Here is a 24,310-nt window from a genome sequence, read left to right on the forward strand (position 1 = left end):
CGCAGCAAGCGTAGAGCACCGCCCGCTTACCGGAGTGTCGTCCATGGCCCTTACCAATGCTGGTAACGAGGCAGAACCTGTCGAACAATCCAGCCATTCTGAGGTCGAGCAGCACAGCACCAAGGTGCTGATGCTGGGCGCGCTCGGCGTGGTTTACGGCGATATCGGTACCAGCCCGATCTATGCATTTCGCGAGGCGTTGCACGCATCGGCCGGTGGCAACGTCGCCAACCGTGGCGACATCCTTGGCGTGTTGTCGCTGATCATCTGGTCGCTGACGATCACCGTCACCATCAAATACATCATGTTCGTGCTCCGCGCCGACAATCGAGGCGAGGGCGGGGTGCTGTCGCTGATGGCGCTGGCGCGCAACAGTTTCCCGACCCGCTCGGCGGTGATCCTCGGCATCGGCATCGTCGGCGCGGCGCTTTTTTTCGGCGACGCAGTCATTACGCCGGCGATCTCGGTGCTATCGGCGGTCGAAGGTATGAACGTCGTCACGCCGACATTCCAGCCCTATGTGGTGCCACTGACACTGGCCATCTTGGCGATCCTGTTTGCGGTACAGCGATTCGGCACCGGCGGCGTAGGTTTGGTGTTCGGGCCAGTCACCGCGCTGTGGTTCCTGGCCATCGGCCTTTCCGGCATTAACCACATCATCGCCGATCCGGAAATCCTGCTGGCGATCAGCCCGCATTACATCGTGTCGTTCCTGGTCAACTCGCCCGATGTCGCCTTCGTCACGGTTGGTGCGGTCTTCCTCGCCGTCACCGGCGCCGAGGCGCTCTATGCCGACCTCGGCCATTTCGGCCGCAAGCCGATCGTACTCGCCTGGCTGGCAATCGTGTTTCCTTGTCTGTTGCTCAACTATGTCGGGCAAGGCGCCTTCGTGCTGGCAAATGGCGGCGTTGTCGGTCATCCATTCTTCGAGATGAACCAGGGCTGGACGCTTATTCCGATGGTCGTGCTGGCGACGGCGGCGACCGTCATCGCCAGCCAGGCGGTGATCTCCGGCGCTTTTTCGCTGACCAGACAGGCGGTGCAGCTCAATATGCTGCCGCGTTTCGTTATCCAGCATACGTCGGAAAAACAGTCGGGCCAGATCTATCTGCCGCGCATCAACCTGATGCTGGCGCTGGTGGTGATGTTGCTGGTGGTCGGCTTCGGCGAATCCAGCCGCCTGGCCTCGGCCTACGGCATTTCGGTGACCGGCAACATGCTGGTGACGAATGTGCTGCTTTTTGTTGTGATGACGCGCATCTGGAAATGGCCGCTCGGCGTCGCGATCGCCTTGATGGCCGTGTTCGCCTTCGTCGATACCGGCTTCTTTGCCGCCAACATAGTCAAGGTGTTTGAAGGTGGCTGGGCATCGCTTGCCATCGCCGCAGTTATCGTGATGACTATGTGGACCTGGATCCGCGGCAGCCGCTATTTGTTCGACAAGACGCGCCGGAACGAGATCCCGCTGGATTTCCTCGCCGGCAATCTGCTGAAGAAGAAGCCGCATCTGGTGTCGGGCACCGCGGTGTTCCTGACCAGCGATCCGCTGAGCGCGCCGACCGCGCTGATGCACAGCCTGAAGCACTACAAGGTGCTGCACGAGCAGAACGTCATCCTTTCGGTGGTGACGGCACCGCAGCCGGTTGTGCCCGACAGCGAGCGCGTCAAGATGGAAATGGTCAACGAGCTGTTCATGCGGGTGACGCTGACCTTCGGCTATATGGAGCAGCCCAACATCCCGCGTGCGCTGGCGATCTGCCGCAAACAGGGCTGGAAGTTCGACATCATGACGACGTCCTTCTTCCTGTCGCGGCGCTCTCTCAAGGCCTCGCCCAATTCCGGCATGCCGGTCTGGCAGGACAAGCTGTTCATCGGGCTGGCGCGCTCGGCGGCCGATGCAACGGAATATTTCCAGATCCCGACCGGACGCGTCGTCGAGATCGGAACGCAGGTGGCTATCTGAGCAAACGGCCGTGCCCTTCGAAGGGCACGGCCGTTTGTCAGGCTCAGCTCACCAGAGCCGCCTTGTTTGCTTCAAGAAATTGCTTCAGCGGCCGCGGCTTCCTGCCGGACAGCGTCTCGATCGCGTCCGTCACCATGCTGATGCGGCCGGAGCGTGTGTTGGTGTCGAAGGAAACGATGACAGGCGCGAAACCTTCGGGGACGCCGGCTGCCTTCAATCCCCCGGTCAGCGCTTCGTCCGAAAGCTGGACGACCTCGATCGGCTTGCCGGTAACTTCGGTGACGAGGGCTGCAATCTCGGCCATCGTGTGGGCCTTGGGGCCGGTCAGCGTGTATGTCGTGCTTTCGGTTCCGCTCGAAGCAAGGCTGGCGGCGATCGCCGCGGCCATGTCGTCGCGCGCGCCATGGGCAATGCGGCCGTCTCCGGCGGATGTGTACCACTGCCCCGACGCGATGGCGTGCGGCAGCGCCATGAACAGGTTCTCCTGATACCAGCCGTTGCGGAAGATGGTGTAGGGGATACCGCTCGCCTTGATCGCCTGCTCGGTGCCGTGGTGATCAGGCGCAAACAGTACCGGCGATCCTGGCTCCGGACTGGGCATCGACGTGTAGAGCAGATGCGAAACGCCGGCGCTTTTTGCTGCGGCGACCGCAGCCTCATGTTGCTTCAGGCGCTTGCCCGGAACGGCGAGCTCGTTTGTCGAAATGATCAGAACCCTGCCCGCACCGGTAAATGCACTGGCCAACGACGTGGCGTCGTCGAAGTCGACTGCCCGGATGGTGACGCCTCGGGCTGCCAGATCGGCCAGATTTTCCGGGTTGCGGGTGGCGGCGATCATGCGCTGAGGGGAGACCTTGAGCGTGTCAAGCAGATGATTAATGACGCCGCGGCCAAGCTGGCCGGAGGCGCCGGTGACGAGAAGGGTGTCGGTCATGAGATGTCCTGACGTTGCGCCGGAGCGGCGGGTGCATATGTTAGTCTCAAAAAGAGACCAGCACTAAAATAGGAATTGACCCATCCTCGTAAAGAAGGCAGTTTTGCGGGAGGTAGGCACACCCAGGGAACCAGCCATGGACGGCAAGATCGTCAATCTGAGATCGAAGCTCGAGATATACAAAGCAGGCAGCGGTGGCGGAAACCTTGCGGATTGCCCGGTTCGCGACGTGATCCAGGGCATAAGCAATAAATGGAGTTCACTGTTGATGGAGGCCTTGGCCGAGAAGCCGTACCGCTTCGGCGAATTGCGGCGGCTGGTGCCCGATATTTCACAGCGCATGCTCACCCAGACGCTGCACGATCTGCAGCGCGACGGCTATGTGCATCGCCAGGTGTTCCCGACCAAACCGCCGAGCGTCGAATACAGCCTCACCGATCTCGGGCGCTCGATGTTTGGACCCTTGCATCAGCTGATCCAATGGGCCGAGCTCAATCACGGCGCTGTACGCGAGGCACGGAAGGTTTTCGATGCTGCCGAAGGCTGAGCCCCCAGGCCGAGACGGCGGCTTGATTTAGCGGCGGTGCTGAAGGATTGTCCGGCCTGGGTTGGGGCGGGCAGATGGGCAATTCTCTGGACATCGCGATTGCCGGCGCCGGGCCGGCTGGACTTGCCGCCGCGCTCTATCTCACGCGCGCCGGACATAGGGTCATCATCTTCGAGCGCTTCGACCAGCCACAACCGGTCGGGTCCGGGCTGATCCTGCAGCCGACCGGGCTGACGGTGCTTGCCGATCTCGGCCTGCTCGATGACATTCTGGCGCTGGGCAGCCGCATAGACCGCCTGCATGGTGCAGATGCCAAGACCGGCCGCACAGTGCTCGACGTCCGCTACGATGCCCGGAGTGGCGGCCGCTTCGGGCTGGCGGTGCACCGCGCGGCTCTGTTCGGCGTGCTTTTCCGCGCCGCCCGGCGCCAGGCGCTCACCATTGAGACAGGTATCGAGCTCGAGACGCTGGAAACCGGCGAGCGGGCAACATTGATCTGCGGCAACGGACAACGGATAGGGTCGTTCGACCTGGTAGTGGATGCCAGCGGTTCGCGCTCCAAACTGCGGCGGTGCGTGAACAATCCGGGCGAACCGCGATCGCTCGCCTATGGCGCGTTCTGGGCATCGCTTGGCTGGCGCGGCGAGGGTTTCGACGAGCACGCGCTGCTGCAGCGCTACGACAGCGCGAGCGTGATGATCGGCGTGCTGCCAATCGGCCGGCCCGAGCCGGATGCCCAGAAGATGGCGGCATTCTTCTGGAGCCTCAAGCCGGCGGATGCCGAGCGCGTCTGGGCGGCAGGTCTCGAGGCATGGAAGGCGAGATTGGTCGGGCTGTGGCCTGAATGCGCGGCCTTCATCGACCAGATCGACAGTTTCGAGCAGCTCTCGCTGGCGCGCTATGGCCATCACGCGATGAAGACGCCAGCCGGACGGCGATTGGCCGTTATCGGCGACGCGGCCCATTCAACGAGCCCGCAGCTCGGCCAGGGCGCGAACATGGCGCTGCTCGATGCAGCCGCGCTCAACTACGCACTAATAGGAACGGACCGTATCGATACTGCACTGGAGGCCTATGTCCGGACACGGCGATGGCATGTGCGGGTCTTCCAGGCGCTGTCGCTGGTGCTGACGCCGTTTTATCAATCGGACTCGATTGTGATGCCGTTCGTCCGCGACAGGCTGGTGGCGACGCTGGCAAAAGTCCCGCCGGCGCCGCAGTTTCTTGCTTCCATGGTTACAGGAACGGTGCTCAATCCATTCAAGCCGATAGGGCTTGCGGAAGCGCTGTGGCCGGATCGTTTTGGCGGATGATTTCCGAAAGGTGCGAACCCTTAGCCTGCAAGAATGCATGGAGGCGTTGCGGATGATCGGGAGCGACCGCGCCCTTCACGGATGGGCGTTTGCGCAACGCCTCGCGCCACACCTGGACATGCGGCTTTCCGTCCAGGATGCCGAAATCGCCGATCCGGTCGAAGGCGTCGAAATAGCGAAAAATCGGGCCGTAGACCGCGTCGACCAGTGAAAAGCGCTCGCCGTCGAAGCATGGCCCAGCCGCGCCGTTCGCCAGTTCCACTTCCAGGCGATCGAACATTGCTGCCAGAGCCCCGCGTTCGGCGATGAAGGCGGCTTCGGTGAGAGCTGAATAGAAGCGGCCGATGGCATTGAGGATTGCCGAGCCGAACTCGATCCAGGCGCGATGCCGGGCACGGGCGTAGGGGTCGGTGGGATGCAGCGGATTGGGCTGGGTTTCCTCGAGGAATTCGAGGATGACGAGCGATTCGAAGATCACCGTTTCCTGGCCGTCATGCTCAACGCGGAGCAGCGGCACCTTGCCGAGCGGCGATATCGCCTTGAACCAGGCAGGCTTGTTGGCGAGATCGACCGTGATGCGTTCGAACGGCACGCCCTTTTCGCGAAGCGAAATCGCCGCGCGCTGCACATAGGGGCAAAGATGATGGCTGACGAGAGTGAGCTTGTCGGTCATCTCACTCCCCCCAGACATAGTTCAAAGCACCGTCCTCGACGCGGGTGGAGAGGAACATCAGGCGGGAGCCCTTCGGCGCCGGGCCTTCGAGGCGATCACCGTTCGCCATGTCGAACGAGGCGCCGTGCCACTGGCAGACGAGCTTGCCGTCCTTGCAGTCGAGCGGGCCACCGAAATGCAGGCAGACGTTGGCGGCGGCGCGGATACGCTCGCCGCTGCGGTAGACATGGACCTCGCGGCCGAAAAACGGAGCGATGAGGCTGCCTGTTTCCGGAATGTCGGCGATCTTGCAGATTTCATGCTTCATCGGAATTGCCTCTCGTGATTGATGCGATTGCATCTATATAGATGCACTTGCATCGATCGTCAAGCTTGATGCAATTGCATCTATCGCCTACGATGCAATCATGACCGGGATTCCTTCACCTCCAGCCATCAAGGCCTGGGCTCGCCTGATGCGGGTTTCGCGCCAGTTGTTGGAAAGAGCCGAGGACGCGCTGAAGGACAGTGGCCTGCCGCCGCTTGCCTGGTACGACATCCTGCACGAGCTTGCCGAGGCGGGCGAGGGCGGATTGCGGCCGTTCCAACTCACCGAGCGCACCCTGTTTGCGCAGTACAACATCTCCCGGCTGCTGGCGCGGCTCGAAGCCGACGGGCAGGTCGAGAAGCTTCCAGTTGCCGATGACGGCCGCGGGCAAACAGTCCGCGTCACAGACAAGGGACGCGAGACGCGCCGCCGCATGTGGGCTGTCTACGGCCGGTCGATCGCGGAGTTGGTCGGCTCCCGGCTTTCCAATGTTGAACTGGACGCGCTGTCAGCTCTGCTTGGGCGCCTGCGAGATCCGCCCGCCCTGGAGTGACACGCCTTCATGACGAAGATGGCGACCGATTGGCGAGGTCAGGCACTGCCCAAGAGGAATGCCAACGTCGCCAGAACGCCAAGCCCGACGCGGACCAGATGCAGATTGCCCCATTTGGCGATCAATGTCCGAGCTTCAGGATTGACGGAGTTCGCGTCCATCGCCTCCAGCAACCTGTTTGCCGGCATCATCACCAGCAGCGTCCATGGCCAAGGCAGGATGATCAGCACGGCGCCGGCCAGATAAGCGAGATTGCCAGTCAGCCACCACGCGACGAGGCCAAGAAAACAGGCGATGACGGCAATCGAGGCCTGCATGGCGGCGCCGCGCTTGTAGGAAGGCTGCCATTCCTGCAGCAATGCTTTGTCCTCGAGGCGAAGCCGCGCCGGCTGTTCGGCGACGCTGACGTAGATAGCCGCACCCGCGAACACTGCGGTAACGGTCAACGCAAGCAATCCGGCGAGCATGATCAGTGTCTCCCGTGATGCCCCGCATGGAGCAAGCTACAGAAATAAAGGCTTGCGTCGGGTCGGGCAATACGCCATAAAGCCGAACCGTAACGTACGGTACGCATCGAGCTCGTATCTGAACTGCGGTGAGTTTGCCTCCTGAGGAAAAACTGTGTTGCACGCTGTGACCGACATCGAAACCAGCGAGGCGCTGACGGAGCGGCAGAAGGACGTGCTCGACGCCGCCCTTCGCCTGCTGGTCGAAGAGGGCGATCAGTTGACCATGACCGCCGTGGCGCGGCGGGCGAGCTGCTCGAAGGAGACGCTCTACAAATGGTTCGGCGATCGCGACGGGCTGTTGACGGCAACGGTACAATGGCAGGCGTCCAAGGTGCGGGTAGTGCCGGTCGACCGCAAGGGGCTCGACCTCCCTTCGCTGACGGCGAGCCTCGAACGCTTCGCTTCGGACTGGCTCAAGGTAATTTCGAGCGACACCTCGATCGCGCTGAACAGGGTGGCGGTCGGCCATGCTAGTTCGGGGAAGGACGATCTCGGCGCCATCGTGCTGGAGAACGGCCGCTTCGCACTGGCCCGGCGCCTTAAACCGGTGCTGGAGGCAGGCAAGGAAGCTGGTTTCCTCGAGTTTTCCGACGCGGAGACGGCGTTCCGCACCTTTTTCGGGCTGGTCGCCCGCGACGTGCAGATCCGCCTGCTGCTTGGCGACCGGCTGGAATTGACTGATGCGGCGATCGGCGGCGATGCCGTCCGGGCGACGCAGCAGTTTCTCGCTCTTTACGGGGCAAAAACCGGGCCGCAAGGCCTCTGAATTCAAAACGGGAAGGAACAAAAATGCGTGTCTATTACGATCGCGATGCCGATCTCAACCTGATCAAGGGCAAGAAGGTCGCCATCATCGGCTATGGCAGCCAGGGCAGGGCGCATGCGCTCAACCTTAAGGATTCCGGCGTCAAGGACATCGCCATCGGCCTCAAGGCCGGCTCGGCGACCGCCAAGAAGGTCGAGGCCGACGGGCTCAAGGTGATGAGCGTAGCCGATGCCGCCAAGTGGGCCGACCTGATGATGATGGCCACGCCGGACGAGCTGCAGGCCGACATCTACAAATCCGAGATCGCGCCGAACATCCGCGATGGCGCAGCGATCGCCTTTGCCCACGGCCTCAACGTGCATTTTGGCCTGATCGAGCCCAAAGCTTCGGTTGACGTCGTGATGATCGCGCCGAAGGGGCCTGGCCATACGGTGCGCGGCGAATACCAGAAGGGCGGTGGTGTGCCGTGCCTGGTCGCGGTCAACCAGGACGCTTCGGGCAATGCGCTCGACCTGGCGCTCTCCTATGCCTGCGGCGTTGGCGGCGGCCGCTCGGGTATTATCGAGACCAATTTCCGCGAGGAGTGCGAGACCGACCTGTTCGGCGAGCAGGTGGTGCTGTGCGGCGGCCTAGTCGAATTGATCCGCGCCGGCTTCGAGACACTGGTGGAAGCCGGCTACGCGCCGGAAATGGCCTATTTCGAGTGCCTGCACGAGGTCAAATTGATCGTCGACCTGATCTATGAAGGCGGCATTGCCAACATGAACTACTCGATCTCGAACACCGCCGAATGGGGCGAATATGTCTCGGGCCCGCGCATCATCACCGCCGAGACCAAGGCCGAGATGAAGCGCGTGCTGAAGGATATCCAGACCGGCAAGTTCACCTCGGAATGGATGCAGGAATACCGCGCCGGCATGTCGCGCTTCAAGGGCATCCGCCGCAACAACGACAGCCACCAGATCGAGGAAGTCGGCGCCAAGCTGCGCGCGATGATGCCGTGGATTTCGAAGAACAAGCTGGTTGACAAGGCCAAGAACTGAAGGACATCCACGTTCGTTTCGTTACCCGTCCTCGGGCTTCGCCCTGCGGGCGCGTGGGAATTTCCATGAACAAGCTGGTCGACAAGGCCAAGAACTGATCGCAATTTCATTGCCGATCAAGAAAGGCCGGCGGAGCGATCCGCCGGCCTTTTCGCATCAAGATCGTGTGGTTTCCAGGCTTCTGGACAGGCGCACTATCCTCATCACCGTGATATGCCTGTGCGGGGCATGGCACAAAAGTGCCAAGGGGGTGAGAGTTGGAACTCAAATTTCTGTTGATCGGGTTTGCCTGCGCGGTTGCCGGCATGCTCTCCCTCGTCACCTTGCTGAAATGGTGGGAGGTTAGGGCGGTCAGCCGCTGGTCTCCGACGCCGGGAAAAATCATCTCGTCGCGGGTCGAGGCCCGCGAGGTGACCAGTTCGGGATCCGGTTCGGACAGCAGAGGGTCGACCGAAATCCGCAACTTCCCGGCAATCACCTTCGAATACAAGGTGAACGGCAAGACATTTCGCAGTTCGCACTACAGCGTGCAGGAGAACCTTGGAAACTTTGCAGTGGCGGAAACCCTTGCGAAATTTCCAAACGGGGCCGGCGTAACCGTCTTCTACAATCCGGCCGATCCAGCCAAGGCGGTGATCGAACGCACCATGCCCGACGGCTCCTTCAAGTTCATGGTCCAGCTTTCGGCCGGGCTGGTGGTCGGCGCGCTTGTATTGGTCTTCTCCGTCGGCGGCGTCCTCGAAGCGATCCGGCCGTTTTTGCCCAGGCCGCAGAACCTCGGCGCCGCTGCCCTGCTGCTTTTCATGGGATTGTTTGTCCTGCGCATGGGCTTTGCCCAGAAGTCACTTGCGGAACAGGCGGCCAAATGGCCGATCACGGCAGGACGCATCGATGCTTCGGGCCTGCGGAAATTCGAGACCCGCGACAGGTCCGGAGGCGGCTATCGGCCCTGGCGGACAGTCTTCAAATCCCGCGTCGTCTACAGCTATAGCGTCGCCGGCCAGCGCTACGCCGCCGATCGCATCGCGTTCGGCGCAAACGTGACGGCTTCGCTGCCGAGCCTCGTCAGCGGTCGATCGCAGCGCTACCTCCAGGGCGACAAGGTCGAGGTCCACTACGATCCCGACAACCCGGTTGCAGCGGTTCTCGAATGCAGGGTGAGCGGGCTTTGGCTCCTGTGGGTCTGCGCAGTTGGCCTCCTCGGTGGAGCCGCGCTGCTGGTAGGCGTCATCTGAAGCTGCTGTCCTAGGCTGCATATCCAGCGGAAAAAGACGCCTGTCTTCAGCATCTGACAAGAACTCCGCTGTCGAAGCCAGGCCATGTCAATCTCACCGTCGCCCCGTCGACCACAATATGGATGACACGGGAGAACGGCTCTTCGGCCGATGGGTCGGATCCGTAGCATTGGCTGGCCCGAGCCACCCAGCCCGTAGGCGTCTTGAGAAACGATGCGTGTTCGCAGCCGAGAGCAGGGACCGACAGCGCGTCGCGGTACAATGTGTAGACAGTCTGGCGTTGAACATCCGCAACGGCGGTACAGTTCGATCTGTCCCCGGACCATGTGCCCACATAGGGTTCCGTGGCAAAGGCGCTGCCGCACGTAAATGTTAAGATCGAAATGAGCATCAAGAGATTTCGCATCATCGATTCTTTCTTTTCGACGCGGCCTTGGGCCATGCTAAAGCATCGATGCTCAAACTTCACAATGATGCTGCTCCAAGGGACTTAAATGATCATCCGCAAAGCAGCAGCTATTTTTCTGAGCATGCTGAGCCTGTTGCAAGCAGCGAACGCAACAGAATGTTCGCTCAGCCATGCGACCTATCGCGAGCCGCGTTCGGGAGCGACGATACAGTTCCGGCCAACCAACAACGAGCCGGCCGCGCTGACGACCGAGGTCTTTTCGTTGATCGTGCCCAACACCGACATTCGTCTGCCGTCGGACATTACCTGGACCAATGGCAAGTACTCCTTTCCTGTGGGCACGATCCGGCACACCTGCACCGACGACGATCGTGAGGCTGGTCTCGAGGACGGCACCGGGCTGTGCAGAGTGTGGGATGGGCAGGTCTATGCGTTCAATGCAGGCGGTGCCGAGCAGTTGAATTCCCGCGAAGCCTCGCCGGCACCGGCAGGGTTGCTGTTGCCTGACTTCGGCGCGATTTTTACCGAATGGCCCGATTTCGCCAATGCCAATCCCGATGGTTCAGCCTGGGATGCCTTTACCTTGTCGGGTTGCAGCGATGAATAGCAAGAGACTGCCGGCCTGCATCTGCGCCCTGCCGGTCCTTGTTGCCATGGCAACCGGCGCTCGCGCCGACCAAGGCAAGCCGTCGCGTCCGCCTGTCGACAAATGCACCTGGGAACGGCTGGCGGACAGGGATGTCGGGCTGGCTGCCTGGGTGCAGCGTTGCGATTTCGGTCTTCGCCGGATTCATTTCGAGCTTGGCGGCAATGCTCTTGCCATCAAATACAGCGACGGCGGGCCGGCCGATCCTGTCGTCGAAGTCTTCGATATGCTGCCTGGCGAGGCCGCCGATGCTGCGTTGCAGCGCATTTTTACGGAGAAGACCGAGAAAGCCATCAGCACACGTTGCGTGCTCATGCCTTACACCGAAGGGGCGACGCCCGCGCGCATCCTCCGGTATGTTTTCAGTCCCAATGCCGCCTATCGTGAGGAATTGAAGACCGTCGCCAACCCTGACGAGGTCGGCGTACCGCCTTGCGGCGAATGGGGCGAAGCCCCGGACGGCATTCAGTATTTCGAGGTGCAATCACCCGAACTGCGAAAGCTTCTATTCGTTCGCGTCGGCCAGGATGAGCCGCTGTTTGACGAGCAGACACTGCGAGTCCTGCCACCCGGATAGCGCCGGGATCTCAGCCGTAGTGCCAACTGGGCTTTGGTTCGGTACCGGTGAACATCACGCCGATACGATCCTCGCGGCGCCAGCGGACCACGGCCTTGTAGGCAATGCCGTCGGTCGGAACATAGAGCAGGAACTCATCGGGCACGCGCGCGTCGATCGAGACCTTCAATTCGGCGCCGCCGGCGTGCATGTTGCGCAGCGTGCATGTGACCTCGGAATTGCTCACGCCGGTCAGGATCGTCGCGCCCTTCAAGACGCGCTGCCGGTGTTTGTCCCTCTGTTCGTCCTCGGCCATCGCACGCAATCCAGCCATTTTTCGCGTCTCGGGCGTTCTGATCGGGAGGATTATTAGACCTGCCTGATAAAAATAGCGTTATCAGCAGTCGGGACTGGGCGATGTTCGCGGTTCCTGGCTGGAAGAAAAAGGCGCCGCGAAGCACGGCGCCGAATGATGCTTGTTGTCGGCCTGCTTACCTATAGGGCGAGTAGCATTGCTGGCGCGGCCCGTAATAGGGCTGGAAGGTGTTGTCCCAGGCGCGGTACGACCGGTAGCGATTGTAACACCATTGAACATGTGCACTGGAAAGCCGCCCTGCGCGATAATAGCGGCGCGGTGGCGGCGCGTCGTAGTAGTTGTAGCTGTTGTACAGGCTGCCAAGGCCGAGGCCCAGGCCCAAGCCAAGAATCGCGGCACCCGCACCATCATCATAGTAGCCGCCGCGGTAATGGCGGCGATGGTGGCGCCAGCGCCAGCTGTCGTCCCAGCCGCCATTGTCCCAGTGTCTCGAAAAATGACGGCCGCGGAAATTGTGGGACCGCCATCTCCAATCGTCGCCGCCGTGCCATTGCCGAAAGCCGCGATTGCGCCAACGCCAGATCTGCCTGTCATTGCCGCCTGCCCAATCTTCACGAATTTGCACGATGTCGGCAGCGTTGCCCGCCACCGGCAGCAGGGGTTTGGGCATCGGCCCGGCAAGCGACGGGGCCGAGAGGCTGGCGATCAGACCGAGGGCCATCAGCCCGGATCTGACGGAAGATAAAAAGAGCGGTTTCATCGCACTCTCCGAAATTCAGGCCCCACGCCCAGAAACCTCGGGGAAGGGCCTATTGATGGAACTTTCCATCTGAACGGAAGATGAACAAAAAGGTTCCGTCAACCATGGCGAGCGCGCGATCAATCAGAGCCGCCTGGTTTCTGCGCCCTTGTTTTCGGGCGCGCTTGCGGGCAAAGCTCAAAGCCATGTCGCTGCGCCTTGCCACCTTCAACGTCGAAAACCTAATGAACAGGTTTGATTATTCCGGATACCGCAATCAGCTCAACGAAGATCGCACACTGGCGCTTTTCGACATCCAGAGCGAGGCCGAATACAAGATGCTCGAGCAGGCGCGGGCGATCGCGCAGTCCGACGACACGCGCCAGTTGACGGCGCTGGCGATCGCGGCCACCCGCGCCGACATCATCTGCATGCAGGAAGTCGACAATATCGAGGCGCTGAGGGCCTTCGAATATGGCTATCTGTTCAAGATGGTGGGGCAAGGCTACCGGCAGAAATACACCACCGCCGGCAATGATTCGCGCGGCATCGACGTCGCCGTGATGATGCGCAACGAGACCGCGCAGGGCCAGCCAATCGAATTCGTGCGCATGACTAGCTACGCCTATGTCACGTTCGAGCAATTCGGCCTGCACACGGCGGAATTGGCAGCGCTTGGTCACCAGGCCAATGAACGCATCTTCCGACGCGACTGCCTGGAAATCGATCTGACAGTCGCTGGCGCGCCGTTGACGCTGTATCTCGTGCATTTCAAGTCGATGGGCTCGCCCCGTAACGGCCTCGACGGCCGCGAGGCGACAATGCCGCTGCGCATCGCCGAGGCGCAAGCGGTGCGCCGGATCATCGAGGAGCGCTTCGGTAAGGATAATGCCGCCGACAAGCGCTGGGCAATCTGCGGCGACATGAACGACTACCGGCAGCGCGTGAAGATCACTGGCGATGTTTTCGACGGCCATCGCTTCGAGGTGATCGACGAGACCCGGTCCTGCATCGACGTGCTCACTGCCGGCGGTTTTTGCGAAAACACGGTCGAGCGGCGGCCGGAAATGGACCGCTGGACTTTCTATCACACGCGCGGACCGGAAGAGCGGCATCTCTGCCAGCTCGACTACATCCTTTTGTCGAGGGCGCTAGCCAGGCAGAACGCCACCGCCGTTCCCGATATCATCCGTAGCGGGCAGCCTTGGCGCACCATATTTCCGGCGGGCCAGGAGGTCGAGCGCTTCCCACGCGCCGGGTGGGACCGGCCGAAGGCATCCGACCATTGCCCAGTAGCAATTGCCCTCGACATGGTGTGAGACAGGCGTGAGTTTCGATTTGCCGCGCAACGTCATCCTGCCGGTCGATGCCATCGACGTCAGGCTCGATTCCGGCCCGCATCCGTTCGAGCGCGATCATGCCGACGCGATCGCGGCAAACTGGCGGCGTGAGACCGCGGCCAAGCCGGCGCTTTTCGACGGCACCGTGGTGCTGCTTTCCGCTCTCAGCTATCGCGACAATCGCCTAGTCGGCCGTTGCCATGCGGTGCGTTATTCGACCTTCATGCTTTGGCGCAGCAATCGACAGGTGCCTGGCGCCGAACATGCCTACGCGCACGCCATGCTGGTCGCCGGCGACAACGCGTTGGTGGCGATCCGTATGGCACCGCATACGGTCAATGCCGGGCGCGTCTACTTCGCCGCCGGTTCGTTCGAGCCAACCGATTTCCGCGACGGCATTGTTGACGTCGACTTCAACATGATCCGCGAGGTACTGGAGGAAACCGGGCTCGATCTATCAGGTGCGACACGCGGCAGGCGCCATTACGCCCTGTCGACGGCAACCGGCACGGTGATCTTTCGCCGCTACCGCGAGACGGCCTCCGCCGACGACCTCGCACAGCGGATCAGTGCATTCGTCGCCGCCGAATCAGAGCCTGAAATCGAAGGCCCTGTAATCATCCGCAATGCCGCCGATCTGCCGGACGGGCTGATGCCGCATATGAGACCGCTGATCGAATGGCACTTTGCGAGCGAGCAAGGTTTCCAACTCTAACGCCGTAGCCTACCTTCAATAGCCTTGCGGTCGTTGCGGGCGGCAACAAAATACAACAGCACGCCGAGACCCAGGAGCGCCCCCATCGCTGTTCCCATCGTCTGCCCAATTACCTGCTGGAAGTCAGCGGTGACGCGATCGGGATTCTCCATCCCATAAAGGATCAAATTCCACCAAAGCCCTGCCAAGGCGGCTTCGACGATCACAATCGCCAGAGCCAGTCGCGCTTTCTTGCTCATCCATTGTTCCCCCCTTAGTCCCCAACAGCATTGTTATCATTGCAGAATGTGCTGCGACAAGGGCAGGTTGCATAAAAAATTGGCAGCGTCTGGAGGCGACACTTGCTGCAATGCCTATTCATGCCTCAGCGCGTCGATCGGGTTAAGCCGCGCGCCGCGCAGCGCCGGGAAGAAGCCGAACACCATGCCGATCAGCGCGGAAAAGCCGACAGCAAGCAGGATGACCGCCGGGCTTGGCGCAAACGGGATCGTCAGCGTCAGCGAGGCGAGGCCGGCAAGGGCCAGGCCGATCAGGATGCCGATGATGCCGCCAAGCAGCGACAGCACGGTTGCCTCGACCAGGAACTGGATGAGGATGTGCTTTTCGTGGGCGCCGATGGCGAGCCTGATGCCGATCTCGCGCGTGCGCTCGGTTACCGACACCAGCATGATGTTCATAATGCCGATGCCGCCGACGAGCAGGCTGACGCCGGCGACGGCACCGAGCATGCCAGTCATGGTGGTGGTCGCGCTGGCCATGGCATCGGCGATCTGGGTCATGTCGCGGATCGAGAAATCATCGTCGCGGTCGGGCGTGATGCGGCGTGTGTCGCGCAAGATGTCCTCGACGCGCTGCTGCAGCACCGTGGTTGGCGTACGGTCGTCGGCGGCGACATAGATCGAATCGATGTCGCGATTGCCGGCAATGCGACGCTGATAGGCGGCGAGCGGCATCAGCACGACATTGTCCTGGTCCTGGCCGAAACCGGTATAGCCCTTCGGTTCGAGCAAGCCGATGATCTTGCAGGAAGTGCGGTTGACGCGGATGATCTCGCCTTCAGGGTCGCCGGCGCCGAAGAACTGCTGGCGCACCGTCTCACCGATGAGGCAGACGCCGGTGCCCGAGCGGGTTTCCGAATCGCTGAACGGGCGGCCCAAAACCAGCTTCCAGTCGCGGGCATCGAGATAGGCGCTGTCGGTTCCGGTGACGCCCGAGGTCAGGCTTTCGGTGCCGAAAATGACGCGCACCTGCTTTTGCGACGTCGGCGAGATGGCACGCGCGCCGTCCAGATGCGCGACAAGCGCTGCGAGATCTTTGTCGCCCAGCGGTCGGACGACCTGATCGAGCCCTCCAGGTCCGCCAGGCCCGGCCGGACGGCCGGAACGGATGACGAGCAGATTGCTGCCGAGCTTGGAAATGTCGGATTTGACCTTCTCGGTGGTGCCCGAGCCGATGGTCAGCATGGCGATGACGGCGGCGACGCCGATGACGATGCCGAGCAGCGTCAGGAACGAGCGCAGCACGTTGCGGCGGATGGAGCGGAGCGAGAGGCGAACGGTTTCCCAGATCATGGCTAGGCCATCTCGAGATTGGCTGTGTCCAAGGCGACATGGCCATCGAGGAAACGGATCGTGCGCTGCGCATAGCCGGCAACATCGGCTTCGTGCGTGACCATGGCGATAGTCAGCCCGAGCTCGCTGTTCAGCTGCGTCAGGAGTTCCATGATCTCGTGCGTGCGTGCGGTGTCGAGATTGCCGGTCGGCTCGTCGGCAACGAGCAGCGTCGGCCTGGTGACGATGGCGCGGGCGATCGCCACGCGCTGCTGCTGGCCGCCGGACAGCTCGGCTGGCGTATGATGCTCGCGGCCGACAAGGCCGACCTCGGCAAGCGCCTGCATGGCAAGGCCGCGACGCTCGCGGGCACCAACGCCGCGGTAGATCAGCGGCAGTTCGACATTCTCCGCCGCCGTGGTGCGCGGCAAGAGGTTGTAGCCTTGGAAGACGAAGCCGACATAGAGGTTGCGCAGTACGGCGCGGCGATTGCGATCGAGACGGCCGGCGTCGATGCCTTCGAAGCTGTAGGTCCCAGCGGTCGGCGTGTCGAGGCAGCCAATGATGTTCATGGCCGTCGATTTGCCCGAACCGGACGGGCCCATAATGGCGATGAATTCGCCGCGCCTGATGGCGAGGTCGACGCCGGCCAGCGCATGCACCCGGGCTTCGCCCCGGCCATAGCTTTTCCAGACCTTGTCGAAGCCTATGAGGGTGGTCGCGCCCGATGCCACGATCAGCTCCGCTGCTGCGAGGCGGTAATGACTTGCGCGCCTTCCTCCAGGCCGGAGACGATCTCGGTCAGTTCTCCGTCTGTCGAGCCGACCCTGACGTTGACCGGATGCGGCCGCCCATTCTCCAGCACGTAGAGCGTGCGCGAGCCGTCGGTGGGCTTCGCCGCCGCCTGGTGCTGGCGGTTGCCGCCGGGGCGTCCCATGCGGCCGGTGAACAGGTCGGTGAGGCTCCAGCCGCGCTCCGCCGTCTGCGCCGGCCGGTAGCGGAAGGCGATCGATGGCACGGTGAGCACGTTCTTGGCCTGCTTGGTGACGACCGAGACGGTGGCTGTCATGCCGGGCCGCAACAGAAGCTCGCTATTGTCGACGTCGAGCCTTGCATCATAGGTAACGACACCGTCGGTGGTGACCGAGGCATAGGAAATGTCGCGGATTTCGGCGTCGAATGGCCGTTCGGGGAACGCGTCGACGGTGAAGCGCGCATGCTGGCCGGGTTTGACGGCGCCGATATCGGCCTCGTCGACCGCAGCCTTCAATTCCATGTTCTTCAAATCCGCGGCGATGACGAACAGCACCGGCGCCTGCAGCGAGGAGGCGACCGTCTGGCCGGGGTCGACCGAGCGCGTCAGTATGATGCCGTCGATCGGAGCGTAGATGGTACTCTTGGCAAGATCCGTCTGTTGCGCCTTGAGATCGGCATTGGCCATGGCGAGGTTGGCTTTGGCGATATCAAGCGCCGCCTTCGAGCGGTCGCGGGTGGCGGTTGCCGCTTCGAGCGACTGGTCCGTCGCCATGCCGCGCTTGGTCAGTTGCGCCGCGCGCACCAGCGCCTTTTCGTTTTCGGCCAGGGTCACGGTGGCGTCCTCGACGCTCGCCGCCGCTGCCTTGGCGGAGGCCTGGGCGCGCTCGATCTGCACCTCCAGCTTTGCGGTGTCGAGCGCGGCCAGCACATCGCCCTTCTTCACCAGCTGGTTCTCGTTGACCGAAACCGAGCGGACGACGCCGGAGAGTTCGCTGGAAATATCGACCTGGGTGAGAGGCTGCAGCGCGCCGGTAGCCGAAACGGCGACGGTAAGGTCGGCCATGGCGGCCAGTGTCGTGGTATACTCGATCTTGGCGGGCGAGCCCGCATACCACTGGTAGCCGACGACACTCGCGGCGACGGCAAGCAGTGCGAACACTGCGTAACCCCAACCGCGACGGCGTTTTGTCTTCAGGCCCTGGTGGTCGAGCCCGAGCGCCGTCTCGATGGCGGAAGCGGATTCCGTCTTTGGCAGATTGACAATCTGGTCCACGCCGGACCCCTATGTTCAGTGATATCCCATCGGTGCACAAATCAGGCCTTATGGTTCAAAATTCAAATTAAATTTCGCTCATGTTTGGAATGAGGCAGAGGACTTACTGAGATGCAGCCGCGGAATTACTTGCTTTACGACGTATTCACCACCAACCGGCTGGCCGGCAATCCGCTGGCCGTGGTGCTCGACTGTGATGGGCTGGACGTTGCGACCATGCAGGCGGTGGCGCGCGAGTTCAACCTGTCCGAAACCGTCTTCGTGCTGCCGCCGGACAACCCGAAGCACCGGGCCCGCATCCGTATCTTTACGCCCGATTATGAAATGCCGTTCGCCGGCCACCCAACCGTCGGCTCGGCGATAGCGCTCGCCGAAATTGCGGGAGAGGCCGCCGGCATCTTCGTGCTCGAGGAGAATATTGGCCCGGTGCGCTGCGCTGTCAGCAAGCACGACGGTTCGACCTTTGCCGAGTTCGACCTGGCGAAACTGCCGGCGCAGCTGGCATTGTCGGCCGATCCCGAGGCGATCGGCGCGGCCCTTGGCCTTGGGCCGCACGAGATCGGCTTCGAGAACCACCGCGTTTCGTTCTGGTCGGCGGGCGTGCCCTACGTGACCATCCCCGTCGCCAATCTGGAGGCGGCCGCCCGGATCAGGCTGGACAACCAGGCCTGGTCGGAGCTCGCACCACGCAAGAGCGAATGGGCCTTCGCCAGCCCCTATGTCTATTGCCGCGAGACGGTGCATCACGACAGCGCCTTCCATGTCCGCATGATGGTGCCCGGCAATCCGTCCTACGAAGACCCGGCGACCGGCTCAGCGGCGGCCGCCTTCGCCGGCGCGATCATGCATTTCGACGGCCCGACGGACGGCGTTTCACAACTGTGGATCGAGCAGGGACTGGAGATGGGCCGGCCTTCGCGCATTCGCCTCGAACTGAATGTCGAAGGCGGCAAACTGGCGGCCGCCCGCATCGGCGGCCATGCGGTGAAGGTGGCTGAAGGCAGGCTTTTTGTTTGACGGGCGCGGCACTTCGGCGATTTGTCGGGAAATGAATCCCACGGGGCTGGACATGGCGGATATCGGCGGCTATATGCCCGCCAACGCCGGTTTTGCCGGCCGAGTGGGTGCGTAGCTCAGTTGGTAGAGCAGCTGACTCTTAATCAGCGGGTCCACAGTTCAATCCTGTGCGCACCCACCAAATTTTTCAGAAAATTGGTGGAAAGACCTAGAAAGCGGGATGTTTCGCCGCTATCGGGTGGCCGCATTTATGCAGCCGCTATTGGATAGTCGGCCGCAGACAGCTGAGGATCGCCCGCACTATGGCCAAGACGCCGTCGACGGCATCGAAGTTTGTCCTGCTTTTACCGACGGTCCATTTAAGGTCGGGTGCTTCGGGCAAACGGAGGTTCCTGACAGACAAAACAGCCTGAAAGCATAAAGAGGTCTAGATGTCTCGGATCGCCTTCAGAATAGTAAGGAAATTGGAAGAACAACCTTATGGGACCACCATATGCCAGCTTGAAGGTCATCGAGAATCTAATTTCGTGACCAAATCTATCTTCGATAATTCCGCTAAAACTAAGGTCTCGGGCATCGTAGTGATGCCATTGCGTCGATAATCCCAAAGAATCCCAAGCCCTGGGGGTATGCGCTTTCAGTTCTTTGCGATTGGGGAATTTTGCCTCTTCAGGATCGAAGGGAAGGGGTGGATCGATGTAGTCTGTCTCGGTTCGCCAATCTTCCGCGGCGCTGCGAAGATCTTCAAAAATCTGAACGATGCTCGGGTCTGTCTGCTCGCCAGAAAAGATTGAGATTCGCCATTGAGAAATCATCTCGCATAGCTCTTCGACCGTATGGCCCGATCGCTCTGCCCAATCCTCGGTGGCGAGTATCCACGGCGAATTGTATTTCAGCCCGGCAAAAGCGCCGCTCTTGCTGTCGAAATCTCTGATGATCCGAGCAAGAATATCGCGAAGCCCCTGTTTGGGGTCTCCGAAGATCTGTGAGTGTTTGTTCATCAAAGCGATCCGCGCTTGGCTCCACCTTACTTCTCCGAGACCCCAGCCTCTTCAAAGCTTGCCATGCGCGTATGGCATTCTAGGGCTGAACGAACAATGTTGACTGCGAGGCAGGCGCCGGAGCCTTCGCCGAGCCGCATGCCGAGGTCGAGCAAGGGCGGCAGGCCGAGTGCCTCCAGCAGCCGGCGATGGCCGGATTCAGCAGAGACGTGAGCGGCCAGTGTGTGAGCGAGGCCGGCAGAGTGCAATCTCGCCAAGGGTGCGGCGGCGGCGGTGCAGACGAAGCCGTCGAGCAGCACCGGGACGCCTAGGTGGCGCGCAGCCAGCGTCGCACCAAGGATCGCCGCGAGCTCGCGGCCGCCGAGGGCTGCCGCTACTTTCAGGGGGTCGGCTAGCGCCGGGGCGTGGCGCTTCAGGCCGGCCTCGATGGCGACGATCTTGCGCACGAGGCCGGCGTCGTCGACGCCGGTGCCACGCCCTGTCCATCGCTCCGCGCCGCCGCCGAACAGCGCGGTCGAGATGGCCGCCGCCGGCGTGGTGTTGCCGATGCCCATTTCGCCGAAGCAGACGAGGTCGAGTTCCTTGCTGATCGCGTCGTAGCCCGCGGAGACGGCGGCGAGGAAGGCCTCGTCGTCCATCGCCGGCTCTTGCGTGAAGTCGCCGGTCGGGCGGTCGAGGTCGAGCGGGATGACGTCGAGTTCGGCGCCGGCAATGCGGGCAAGCTGGTTGATGGCAGCACCCCCACCGGCGAAATTCGCCACCATCTGCACGGTGACCTCCGACGGGAAGGCCGACACGCCTTGCGCGGTGACGCCGTGATTGCCGGCGAAGACCAAGACCTTGACACGGTCGAGCTTTGGCATGTCGCGGCCCTGCCAGCGCGCCAGCCAGGCGACTATTGTCTCCAGCCGGCCAAGGCTGCCTTGCGGCTTGGTCAGCGTGTCCTGGCGGCGGGCGACGGCATTGGCCGCGGCGTCGCTGCCAATGGGCAGGTCGAGGCAGGCGGCGCGCAGTTCATCGAGCGATTTGAAAGGCATGGGGGCAAAATCTCCGAAACAGAGTCAGGAAAGGGAAATGGAAGCGACGAGCAGGATTGCGATCTCGCCCAGCTGCTGCAGGGCACCGACGGTGTCGCCGGTCTGGCCGCCGATCTGGTTCAGGCAAAGCGCCCGGAACGCGGCAAACAGAAACGCAAGCAGGACGAGCGCCAAGATGGCAGCGCCGACCCCAAGCGTTAGAAGCGCGATCGCACCGAGCGCGGCACCGACACCCGCGGTTTCGGCGGTGACTAAGCCTGCATCAGCCGAGAGGCCGTCGGCGCGGGCCGGCGGCAGCAGGTGCATGAAGGCGCCGAGCAGGCCGCGCGAGCCCGCATGCGCGGCAATGAGGGCCCAGAAGACATGGGCCGGGCCGGCGAATCCAGAGAGCACGCTCCAGCGGATCAGCAGCGAGATGCCGAGCGCGCAGGCGCCGTAGGCACCGATGCGGCTGTCGCGCATGATCTCGAGTTTCCTGTCGCGCGTCTTGCCGCCGCCAAAGCCGTCGGCGACGTCCGAAAGCCCGTCTTCATGCAGGCAGCCGGTAGCGAGCAAGATCGCGGCAAGGGTCAATGCGGCAGCGGGAGCCGTGGCAAGGCCGAGCCTTGTGCCCACGGCGTAGACCAGCCCACCGACAACAGCAACGGCGAGGCCGGCAACGGGTGCAGCCCAGATCGCAGCGGCAAGGCTGCGGTCACGGAAGTCGGCTCGCGGCAGCGGCAGCCGGGTAAAGAAGACGAGGCAAAGCGCGATATCATAGAGAATTTGCTGTTGCGAGGGGATCTGGAGGTTGAGCATGATTCTATTCCGAAAACCGGCTACCACTTTTCGCTAACGCGGTCCTTCGGTTCGGGATCATGCTCTCGCCCCTCGCAATGGCATGGAAGAACGTGCCGCTGACATTGCCGCGCCGGTAGCCCGAGGCGCCGAGCGGATTTCCTTGACCGTCGGCGAGGTCGGCCAGCGGCTCGTCATTGCCGGTCGCAATCATCTGCGCGTAGTGGAATTCATGGCCGCGGATCAGCGTGCCTTGGCTGCCGAGCGGACAGCCGGACCGCAGCCGCGCCTCGCGGTAGCCGAGATTCATCTTGCGCTTGGCGAAGCTGGTCGAATGGCCGAGGAGGCCAAGCATCCGATGCGTCTCGCCCGACGCGTCCTCGAGCGCTTCGCCCAACACCATGAAGCCGCCGCACTCGCCGTGCACCGACCGCGTGGTGGCGAACCGAGCCATGCCGGCCCTGAAATTCGCCGCGGCCGCGAGGCGGCCGGCATGAAGCTCGGGATAGCCGCCGGGCAGCCAGCAGACATCGCAATCGTCGCCTGGCGCCTCATCGGTGAGCGGCGAGAAGGGAACGATCTCGGCGCCGGCCTTGCGCCAATGCGTGGCAACGTGCGGATAGAGGAAGGTGAAGGCGGCGTCCTCTGCCAGTGCGATGCGCTGGCCGGGCGGCGGCAGCGCGTCGTCGAAATTGCCTGGCGCGGGCGTGAATGGCGCCGCCAGCGCCATAATGGCGTCAAGGTCGAGCGAGCGCTCGACCATGTCGGCCAGCCGGTCGAGATGCGCCATCAGATTCTCATATTCGCCGGCCTGGACGAGGCCGAGATGGCGCTCGGGCAGGTTGAGCGAGGGATCGCGCAGGATGGCGCCGACGACAGGCAGGCCAAGTGCCTCGATGGCATCGCCGCATAGCCGGCGGTGGCGCTCGCTGCCCAGCCGGTTGAGCACGACCCCGGCCATGCGCACATCGGGGTCATAAATAGCAAAGCCCTTGGCGACGGCCGCCGCCGTGGTCGACTGTCCGGAGACGTCGAGCACCAGCAGCACCGGCAGGCCATAGAGCCGGGCGAGATCGGCGGCCGAGCCGGAACGGCCCGGAGCAGCAGGGATCCCGTCGAACAGGCCCATGGCGCTTTCGAGGAAGATGAAGTCGGCGTCCTCGGTCGCTTCGCCGGCCAGTGCGTTGAGCAGGGCGGGCGGCATTGCCCAACTGTCGAGATTGATGCCGGACAACCCGGTGGCGGCGGTGTGGAAGCCGGGATCGATATAGTCCGGGCCGGATTTGGCGCCGCGCACTTTCAGGCCGCGCCGGGCGAGGGCGCGTAGAATGCCGATGGTGACGCTGGTCTTGCCCGAGCCCGAGCGCGGCGCGCCGATGATGATGGCGCGGGTCATGGCTCACCCGCCAGTGCCGCGCGCATCGCGACAATACCGCCGACGACGATCAACGCCGGCGAGGTCAGACCGGCGGCCGCTGCCTCTTCCGCAATTGTGGCGAGCATAGCGACGACGATGCGTTCCTGCGGGGTCGTCGCAGCGACGACCACCGCGGCGGGCGTCGAAGGCGCCAGCCCACCCTCGAGCAGCGAGGCGGCGATCAGCGGCAGATTGGCCATGCCCATATAGATGACCACCGGCTGGCCGGTGCGGGCGATGGCCGCCCAGTCGAGATCATCATCGGTGCCGGCGGCATGGCCGGTCGCCAGGATCAGCGCCTTGTTGATGCCGCGCATGGTGCCGGGAATGCCGGTCGCGGCCAGCGCGCTGAGGCCGGACGTCAGGCCAGGCAGGATGCGGAACGGGATAGTTTCCCCGGCCAGCGCCAGCGCCTCTTCGCCGCCACGCCCGAAAATATAGGGGTCGCCGCCCTTGAGCCTGACGACGCGCCGGCCCGCGCGCGCCAGCCGGACCAGCAGAGCGGTTATGTCGTCCTGCTTCATCGACTGCTTGCCGCCGCGTTTGCCGGCATAGAACAGTTCCGCGCCCTCGGCGACAGCGACGACTTCTGGCGAGACCAGCGCGTCATAAACCAGCGCGTCGCACTGTCCGAGGGCGGCCAGCACTTCCAGCGTCAGGCAGCCGGGATCGCCAGGGCCGGCACCGGCCAGCCAGACATGACCGGGCTCCAGCTGGCGCGGCTTGAAGTTGAGCCGGGTGAGCGCCTGCTCGACCGTAGTGTTTCTGTTGCTGCCGCTCACAATCCGTCCCGTCCGCGAAAGCGCCGCTGGTAATGCGCGTCATACAGTGAACTTTCGCCAAAGCCGTGGGGCGGACCGCCCGGCCCTCAGAAACTGATGTATGTACTTTGTGAGTTGATGGCGTGGTCGTTGTGAT

28 protein-coding genes and 1 tRNA gene are annotated in these 24,310 nt (G+C 62.8%); 13 read left to right on the forward strand and 16 right to left on the reverse strand.

Going from position 1 to position 24,310, the window contains the following annotated elements; all coding sequences use genetic code 11:
• The first annotated feature begins 43 nt into the window (after positions 1-43).
• Positions 44-1,963 (forward strand): potassium transporter Kup, encoded by a 1,920-nt coding sequence (locus tag NKH49_RS16590; protein WP_352539581.1) that lies wholly within the window; start codon positions 44-46, stop codon positions 1,961-1,963.
• A 43-nt stretch (positions 1,964-2,006) separates the two neighbouring features.
• Here the strand turns inward: NKH49_RS16590 and NKH49_RS16595 are convergent, their stop codons facing one another.
• Entirely contained in the window at positions 2,007-2,897 is an 891-nt protein-coding gene (locus NKH49_RS16595) for an SDR family oxidoreductase (protein ID WP_352926761.1), read from the reverse strand.
• A gap of 136 nt (positions 2,898-3,033) precedes the next feature.
• On the opposite strand from NKH49_RS16595, the gene NKH49_RS16600 reads away from it, so the two are divergent.
• Both NKH49_RS16600 and NKH49_RS16605 read left to right on the forward strand, forming a co-directional pair.
• On the forward strand, positions 3,034-3,444 hold the full coding sequence (locus NKH49_RS16600) for a winged helix-turn-helix transcriptional regulator (RefSeq protein WP_352466906.1): 411 nt from the start codon (positions 3,034-3,036) through the stop codon (positions 3,442-3,444).
• A 74-nt stretch (positions 3,445-3,518) separates the two neighbouring features.
• The gene (locus NKH49_RS16605; RefSeq protein ID WP_352926764.1) at positions 3,519-4,757 is read left to right on the forward strand and encodes an FAD-dependent oxidoreductase; all 1,239 of its coding nucleotides are present in this window, start codon (positions 3,519-3,521) and stop codon (positions 4,755-4,757) included.
• Here NKH49_RS16605 and NKH49_RS16610 read toward each other — a convergent pair.
• Positions 4,705-5,430: a glutathione S-transferase family protein gene (locus tag NKH49_RS16610; RefSeq protein WP_352539583.1), complete on the reverse strand. Its 726-nt coding sequence runs from the start codon at positions 5,428-5,430 to the stop codon at positions 4,705-4,707. The genes NKH49_RS16605 and NKH49_RS16610 overlap by 53 nt on opposite strands.
• A gap of 1 nt (position 5,431) precedes the next feature.
• Positions 5,432-5,737 (reverse strand): Rieske (2Fe-2S) protein, encoded by a 306-nt coding sequence (locus tag NKH49_RS16615; RefSeq protein ID WP_352470198.1) that lies wholly within the window; start codon positions 5,735-5,737, stop codon positions 5,432-5,434.
• A gap of 100 nt (positions 5,738-5,837) precedes the next feature.
• On the opposite strand from NKH49_RS16615, the gene NKH49_RS16620 reads away from it, so the two are divergent.
• Positions 5,838-6,290: a MarR family winged helix-turn-helix transcriptional regulator gene (locus tag NKH49_RS16620; protein WP_352539585.1), complete on the forward strand. Its 453-nt coding sequence runs from the start codon at positions 5,838-5,840 to the stop codon at positions 6,288-6,290.
• 38 nt (positions 6,291-6,328) lie between these two features.
• On the opposite strand, the gene NKH49_RS16625 is transcribed toward NKH49_RS16620, so the two are convergent.
• Complete coding sequence (locus NKH49_RS16625) at positions 6,329-6,757, reverse strand: anthrone oxygenase family protein (RefSeq protein ID WP_352539586.1); 429 nt, start codon at positions 6,755-6,757, stop codon at positions 6,329-6,331.
• A gap of 154 nt (positions 6,758-6,911) precedes the next feature.
• On the opposite strand from NKH49_RS16625, the gene NKH49_RS16630 reads away from it, so the two are divergent.
• From NKH49_RS16630 to NKH49_RS16650, 5 genes are all read left to right on the forward strand, one after another.
• The gene (locus NKH49_RS16630; protein ID WP_352539587.1) at positions 6,912-7,565 is read left to right on the forward strand and encodes a TetR/AcrR family transcriptional regulator; all 654 of its coding nucleotides are present in this window, start codon (positions 6,912-6,914) and stop codon (positions 7,563-7,565) included.
• A gap of 23 nt (positions 7,566-7,588) precedes the next feature.
• A complete protein-coding gene (ilvC, locus tag NKH49_RS16635) occupies positions 7,589-8,608 on the forward strand; it encodes a ketol-acid reductoisomerase (protein ID WP_023676662.1) in 1,020 nt (339 codons plus the stop codon).
• Positions 8,609-8,865: 257 nt separating this feature from the next.
• Positions 8,866-9,843, forward strand: a complete 978-nt coding sequence (locus NKH49_RS16640; RefSeq protein ID WP_352539588.1) for a DUF3592 domain-containing protein — start codon at positions 8,866-8,868, stop codon at positions 9,841-9,843.
• Between the two features lie 494 nt (positions 9,844-10,337).
• A complete protein-coding gene (locus NKH49_RS16645; protein WP_352539589.1) occupies positions 10,338-10,859 on the forward strand; it encodes a hypothetical protein in 522 nt (173 codons plus the stop codon).
• Positions 10,852-11,475, forward strand: a complete 624-nt coding sequence (locus NKH49_RS16650; protein WP_352539590.1) for a hypothetical protein — start codon at positions 10,852-10,854, stop codon at positions 11,473-11,475. The genes NKH49_RS16645 and NKH49_RS16650 overlap by 8 nt, the downstream gene beginning before the upstream one ends.
• Before the next feature lie 10 nt (positions 11,476-11,485).
• Here the strand turns inward: NKH49_RS16650 and NKH49_RS16655 are convergent, their stop codons facing one another.
• The 3 genes from NKH49_RS16655 to NKH49_RS16665 all read right to left on the reverse strand — a co-directional run bounded on the left by NKH49_RS16655 (position 11,486) and on the right by NKH49_RS16665 (position 12,717).
• Complete coding sequence (locus NKH49_RS16655; protein WP_352470452.1) at positions 11,486-11,770, reverse strand: PilZ domain-containing protein; 285 nt, start codon at positions 11,768-11,770, stop codon at positions 11,486-11,488.
• A gap of 175 nt (positions 11,771-11,945) precedes the next feature.
• The gene (locus tag NKH49_RS16660; RefSeq protein ID WP_352539591.1) at positions 11,946-12,530 is read right to left on the reverse strand and encodes a BA14K family protein; all 585 of its coding nucleotides are present in this window, start codon (positions 12,528-12,530) and stop codon (positions 11,946-11,948) included.
• A 49-nt stretch (positions 12,531-12,579) separates the two neighbouring features.
• A complete protein-coding gene (locus NKH49_RS16665) occupies positions 12,580-12,717 on the reverse strand; it encodes a hypothetical protein (protein ID WP_352470206.1) in 138 nt (45 codons plus the stop codon).
• Here NKH49_RS16665 and NKH49_RS16670 point away from each other — a divergent pair.
• Positions 12,716-13,828, forward strand: coding sequence for an endonuclease/exonuclease/phosphatase family protein (locus tag NKH49_RS16670; protein WP_352539592.1), 1,113 nt, complete (start codon positions 12,716-12,718; stop codon positions 13,826-13,828). The genes NKH49_RS16665 and NKH49_RS16670 overlap by 2 nt on opposite strands.
• 7 nt (positions 13,829-13,835) lie before the next feature.
• Entirely contained in the window at positions 13,836-14,564 is a 729-nt protein-coding gene (locus tag NKH49_RS16675; RefSeq protein WP_352539593.1) for a hypothetical protein, read from the forward strand.
• On the opposite strand, the gene NKH49_RS16680 is transcribed toward NKH49_RS16675, so the two are convergent.
• From NKH49_RS16680 to NKH49_RS16695, 4 genes are all read right to left on the reverse strand, one after another.
• Positions 14,561-14,803: a hypothetical protein gene (locus NKH49_RS16680; protein WP_023720771.1), complete on the reverse strand. Its 243-nt coding sequence runs from the start codon at positions 14,801-14,803 to the stop codon at positions 14,561-14,563. The genes NKH49_RS16675 and NKH49_RS16680 overlap by 4 nt on opposite strands.
• Positions 14,804-14,917: 114 nt before the next feature.
• Positions 14,918-16,135: an ABC transporter permease gene (locus NKH49_RS16685; protein WP_352926769.1), complete on the reverse strand. Its 1,218-nt coding sequence runs from the start codon at positions 16,133-16,135 to the stop codon at positions 14,918-14,920.
• Positions 16,136-16,137: 2 nt separating this feature from the next.
• Positions 16,138-16,848: an ABC transporter ATP-binding protein gene (locus NKH49_RS16690; RefSeq protein ID WP_352539595.1), complete on the reverse strand. Its 711-nt coding sequence runs from the start codon at positions 16,846-16,848 to the stop codon at positions 16,138-16,140.
• Between the two features lie 2 nt (positions 16,849-16,850).
• Positions 16,851-18,143 carry an efflux RND transporter periplasmic adaptor subunit gene (locus NKH49_RS16695; protein ID WP_352539596.1) on the reverse strand — a complete coding sequence of 431 codons (1,293 nt, stop codon included), beginning with the start codon at positions 18,141-18,143 and terminating at the stop codon, positions 16,851-16,853.
• A gap of 111 nt (positions 18,144-18,254) precedes the next feature.
• Here NKH49_RS16695 and NKH49_RS16700 point away from each other — a divergent pair, with 111 nt between their 5' ends.
• Together NKH49_RS16700 and NKH49_RS16705 are read left to right on the forward strand one after the other, a co-directional pair.
• On the forward strand, positions 18,255-19,160 hold the full coding sequence (locus tag NKH49_RS16700; protein ID WP_352681705.1) for a PhzF family phenazine biosynthesis protein: 906 nt from the start codon (positions 18,255-18,257) through the stop codon (positions 19,158-19,160).
• Between the two features lie 105 nt (positions 19,161-19,265).
• Positions 19,266-19,341 (forward strand) — tRNA-Lys (locus NKH49_RS16705).
• 178 nt (positions 19,342-19,519) lie between these two features.
• On the opposite strand, the gene NKH49_RS16710 is transcribed toward NKH49_RS16705, so the two are convergent.
• From NKH49_RS16710 to cobA, 5 genes are read right to left on the reverse strand one after another with little or no spacing between them, the layout of a single operon-like run.
• A complete protein-coding gene (locus NKH49_RS16710; RefSeq protein ID WP_352926772.1) occupies positions 19,520-20,161 on the reverse strand; it encodes a hypothetical protein in 642 nt (213 codons plus the stop codon).
• A gap of 26 nt (positions 20,162-20,187) precedes the next feature.
• On the reverse strand, positions 20,188-21,198 hold the full coding sequence (gene cobT / locus NKH49_RS16715) for a nicotinate-nucleotide--dimethylbenzimidazole phosphoribosyltransferase (RefSeq protein WP_352926775.1): 1,011 nt from the start codon (positions 21,196-21,198) through the stop codon (positions 20,188-20,190).
• A 24-nt stretch (positions 21,199-21,222) separates the two neighbouring features.
• Complete coding sequence (locus NKH49_RS16720; protein WP_352926778.1) at positions 21,223-21,996, reverse strand: adenosylcobinamide-GDP ribazoletransferase; 774 nt, start codon at positions 21,994-21,996, stop codon at positions 21,223-21,225.
• A 4-nt stretch (positions 21,997-22,000) separates the two neighbouring features.
• Positions 22,001-23,371, reverse strand: a complete 1,371-nt coding sequence (locus NKH49_RS16725) for a cobyrinic acid a,c-diamide synthase CobB (RefSeq protein ID WP_352926780.1) — start codon at positions 23,369-23,371, stop codon at positions 22,001-22,003.
• A complete protein-coding gene (cobA, locus tag NKH49_RS16730; RefSeq protein ID WP_352926783.1) occupies positions 23,368-24,174 on the reverse strand; it encodes a uroporphyrinogen-III C-methyltransferase in 807 nt (268 codons plus the stop codon). Before cobA ends, NKH49_RS16725 begins: the two co-directional genes overlap by 4 nt.
• Positions 24,175-24,310: the final 136 nt, after the last annotated feature.

It is taken from the genome of Mesorhizobium sp. M1088 (assembly GCF_040318575.1).
Taxonomy (GTDB): domain Bacteria; phylum Pseudomonadota; class Alphaproteobacteria; order Rhizobiales; family Rhizobiaceae; genus Mesorhizobium.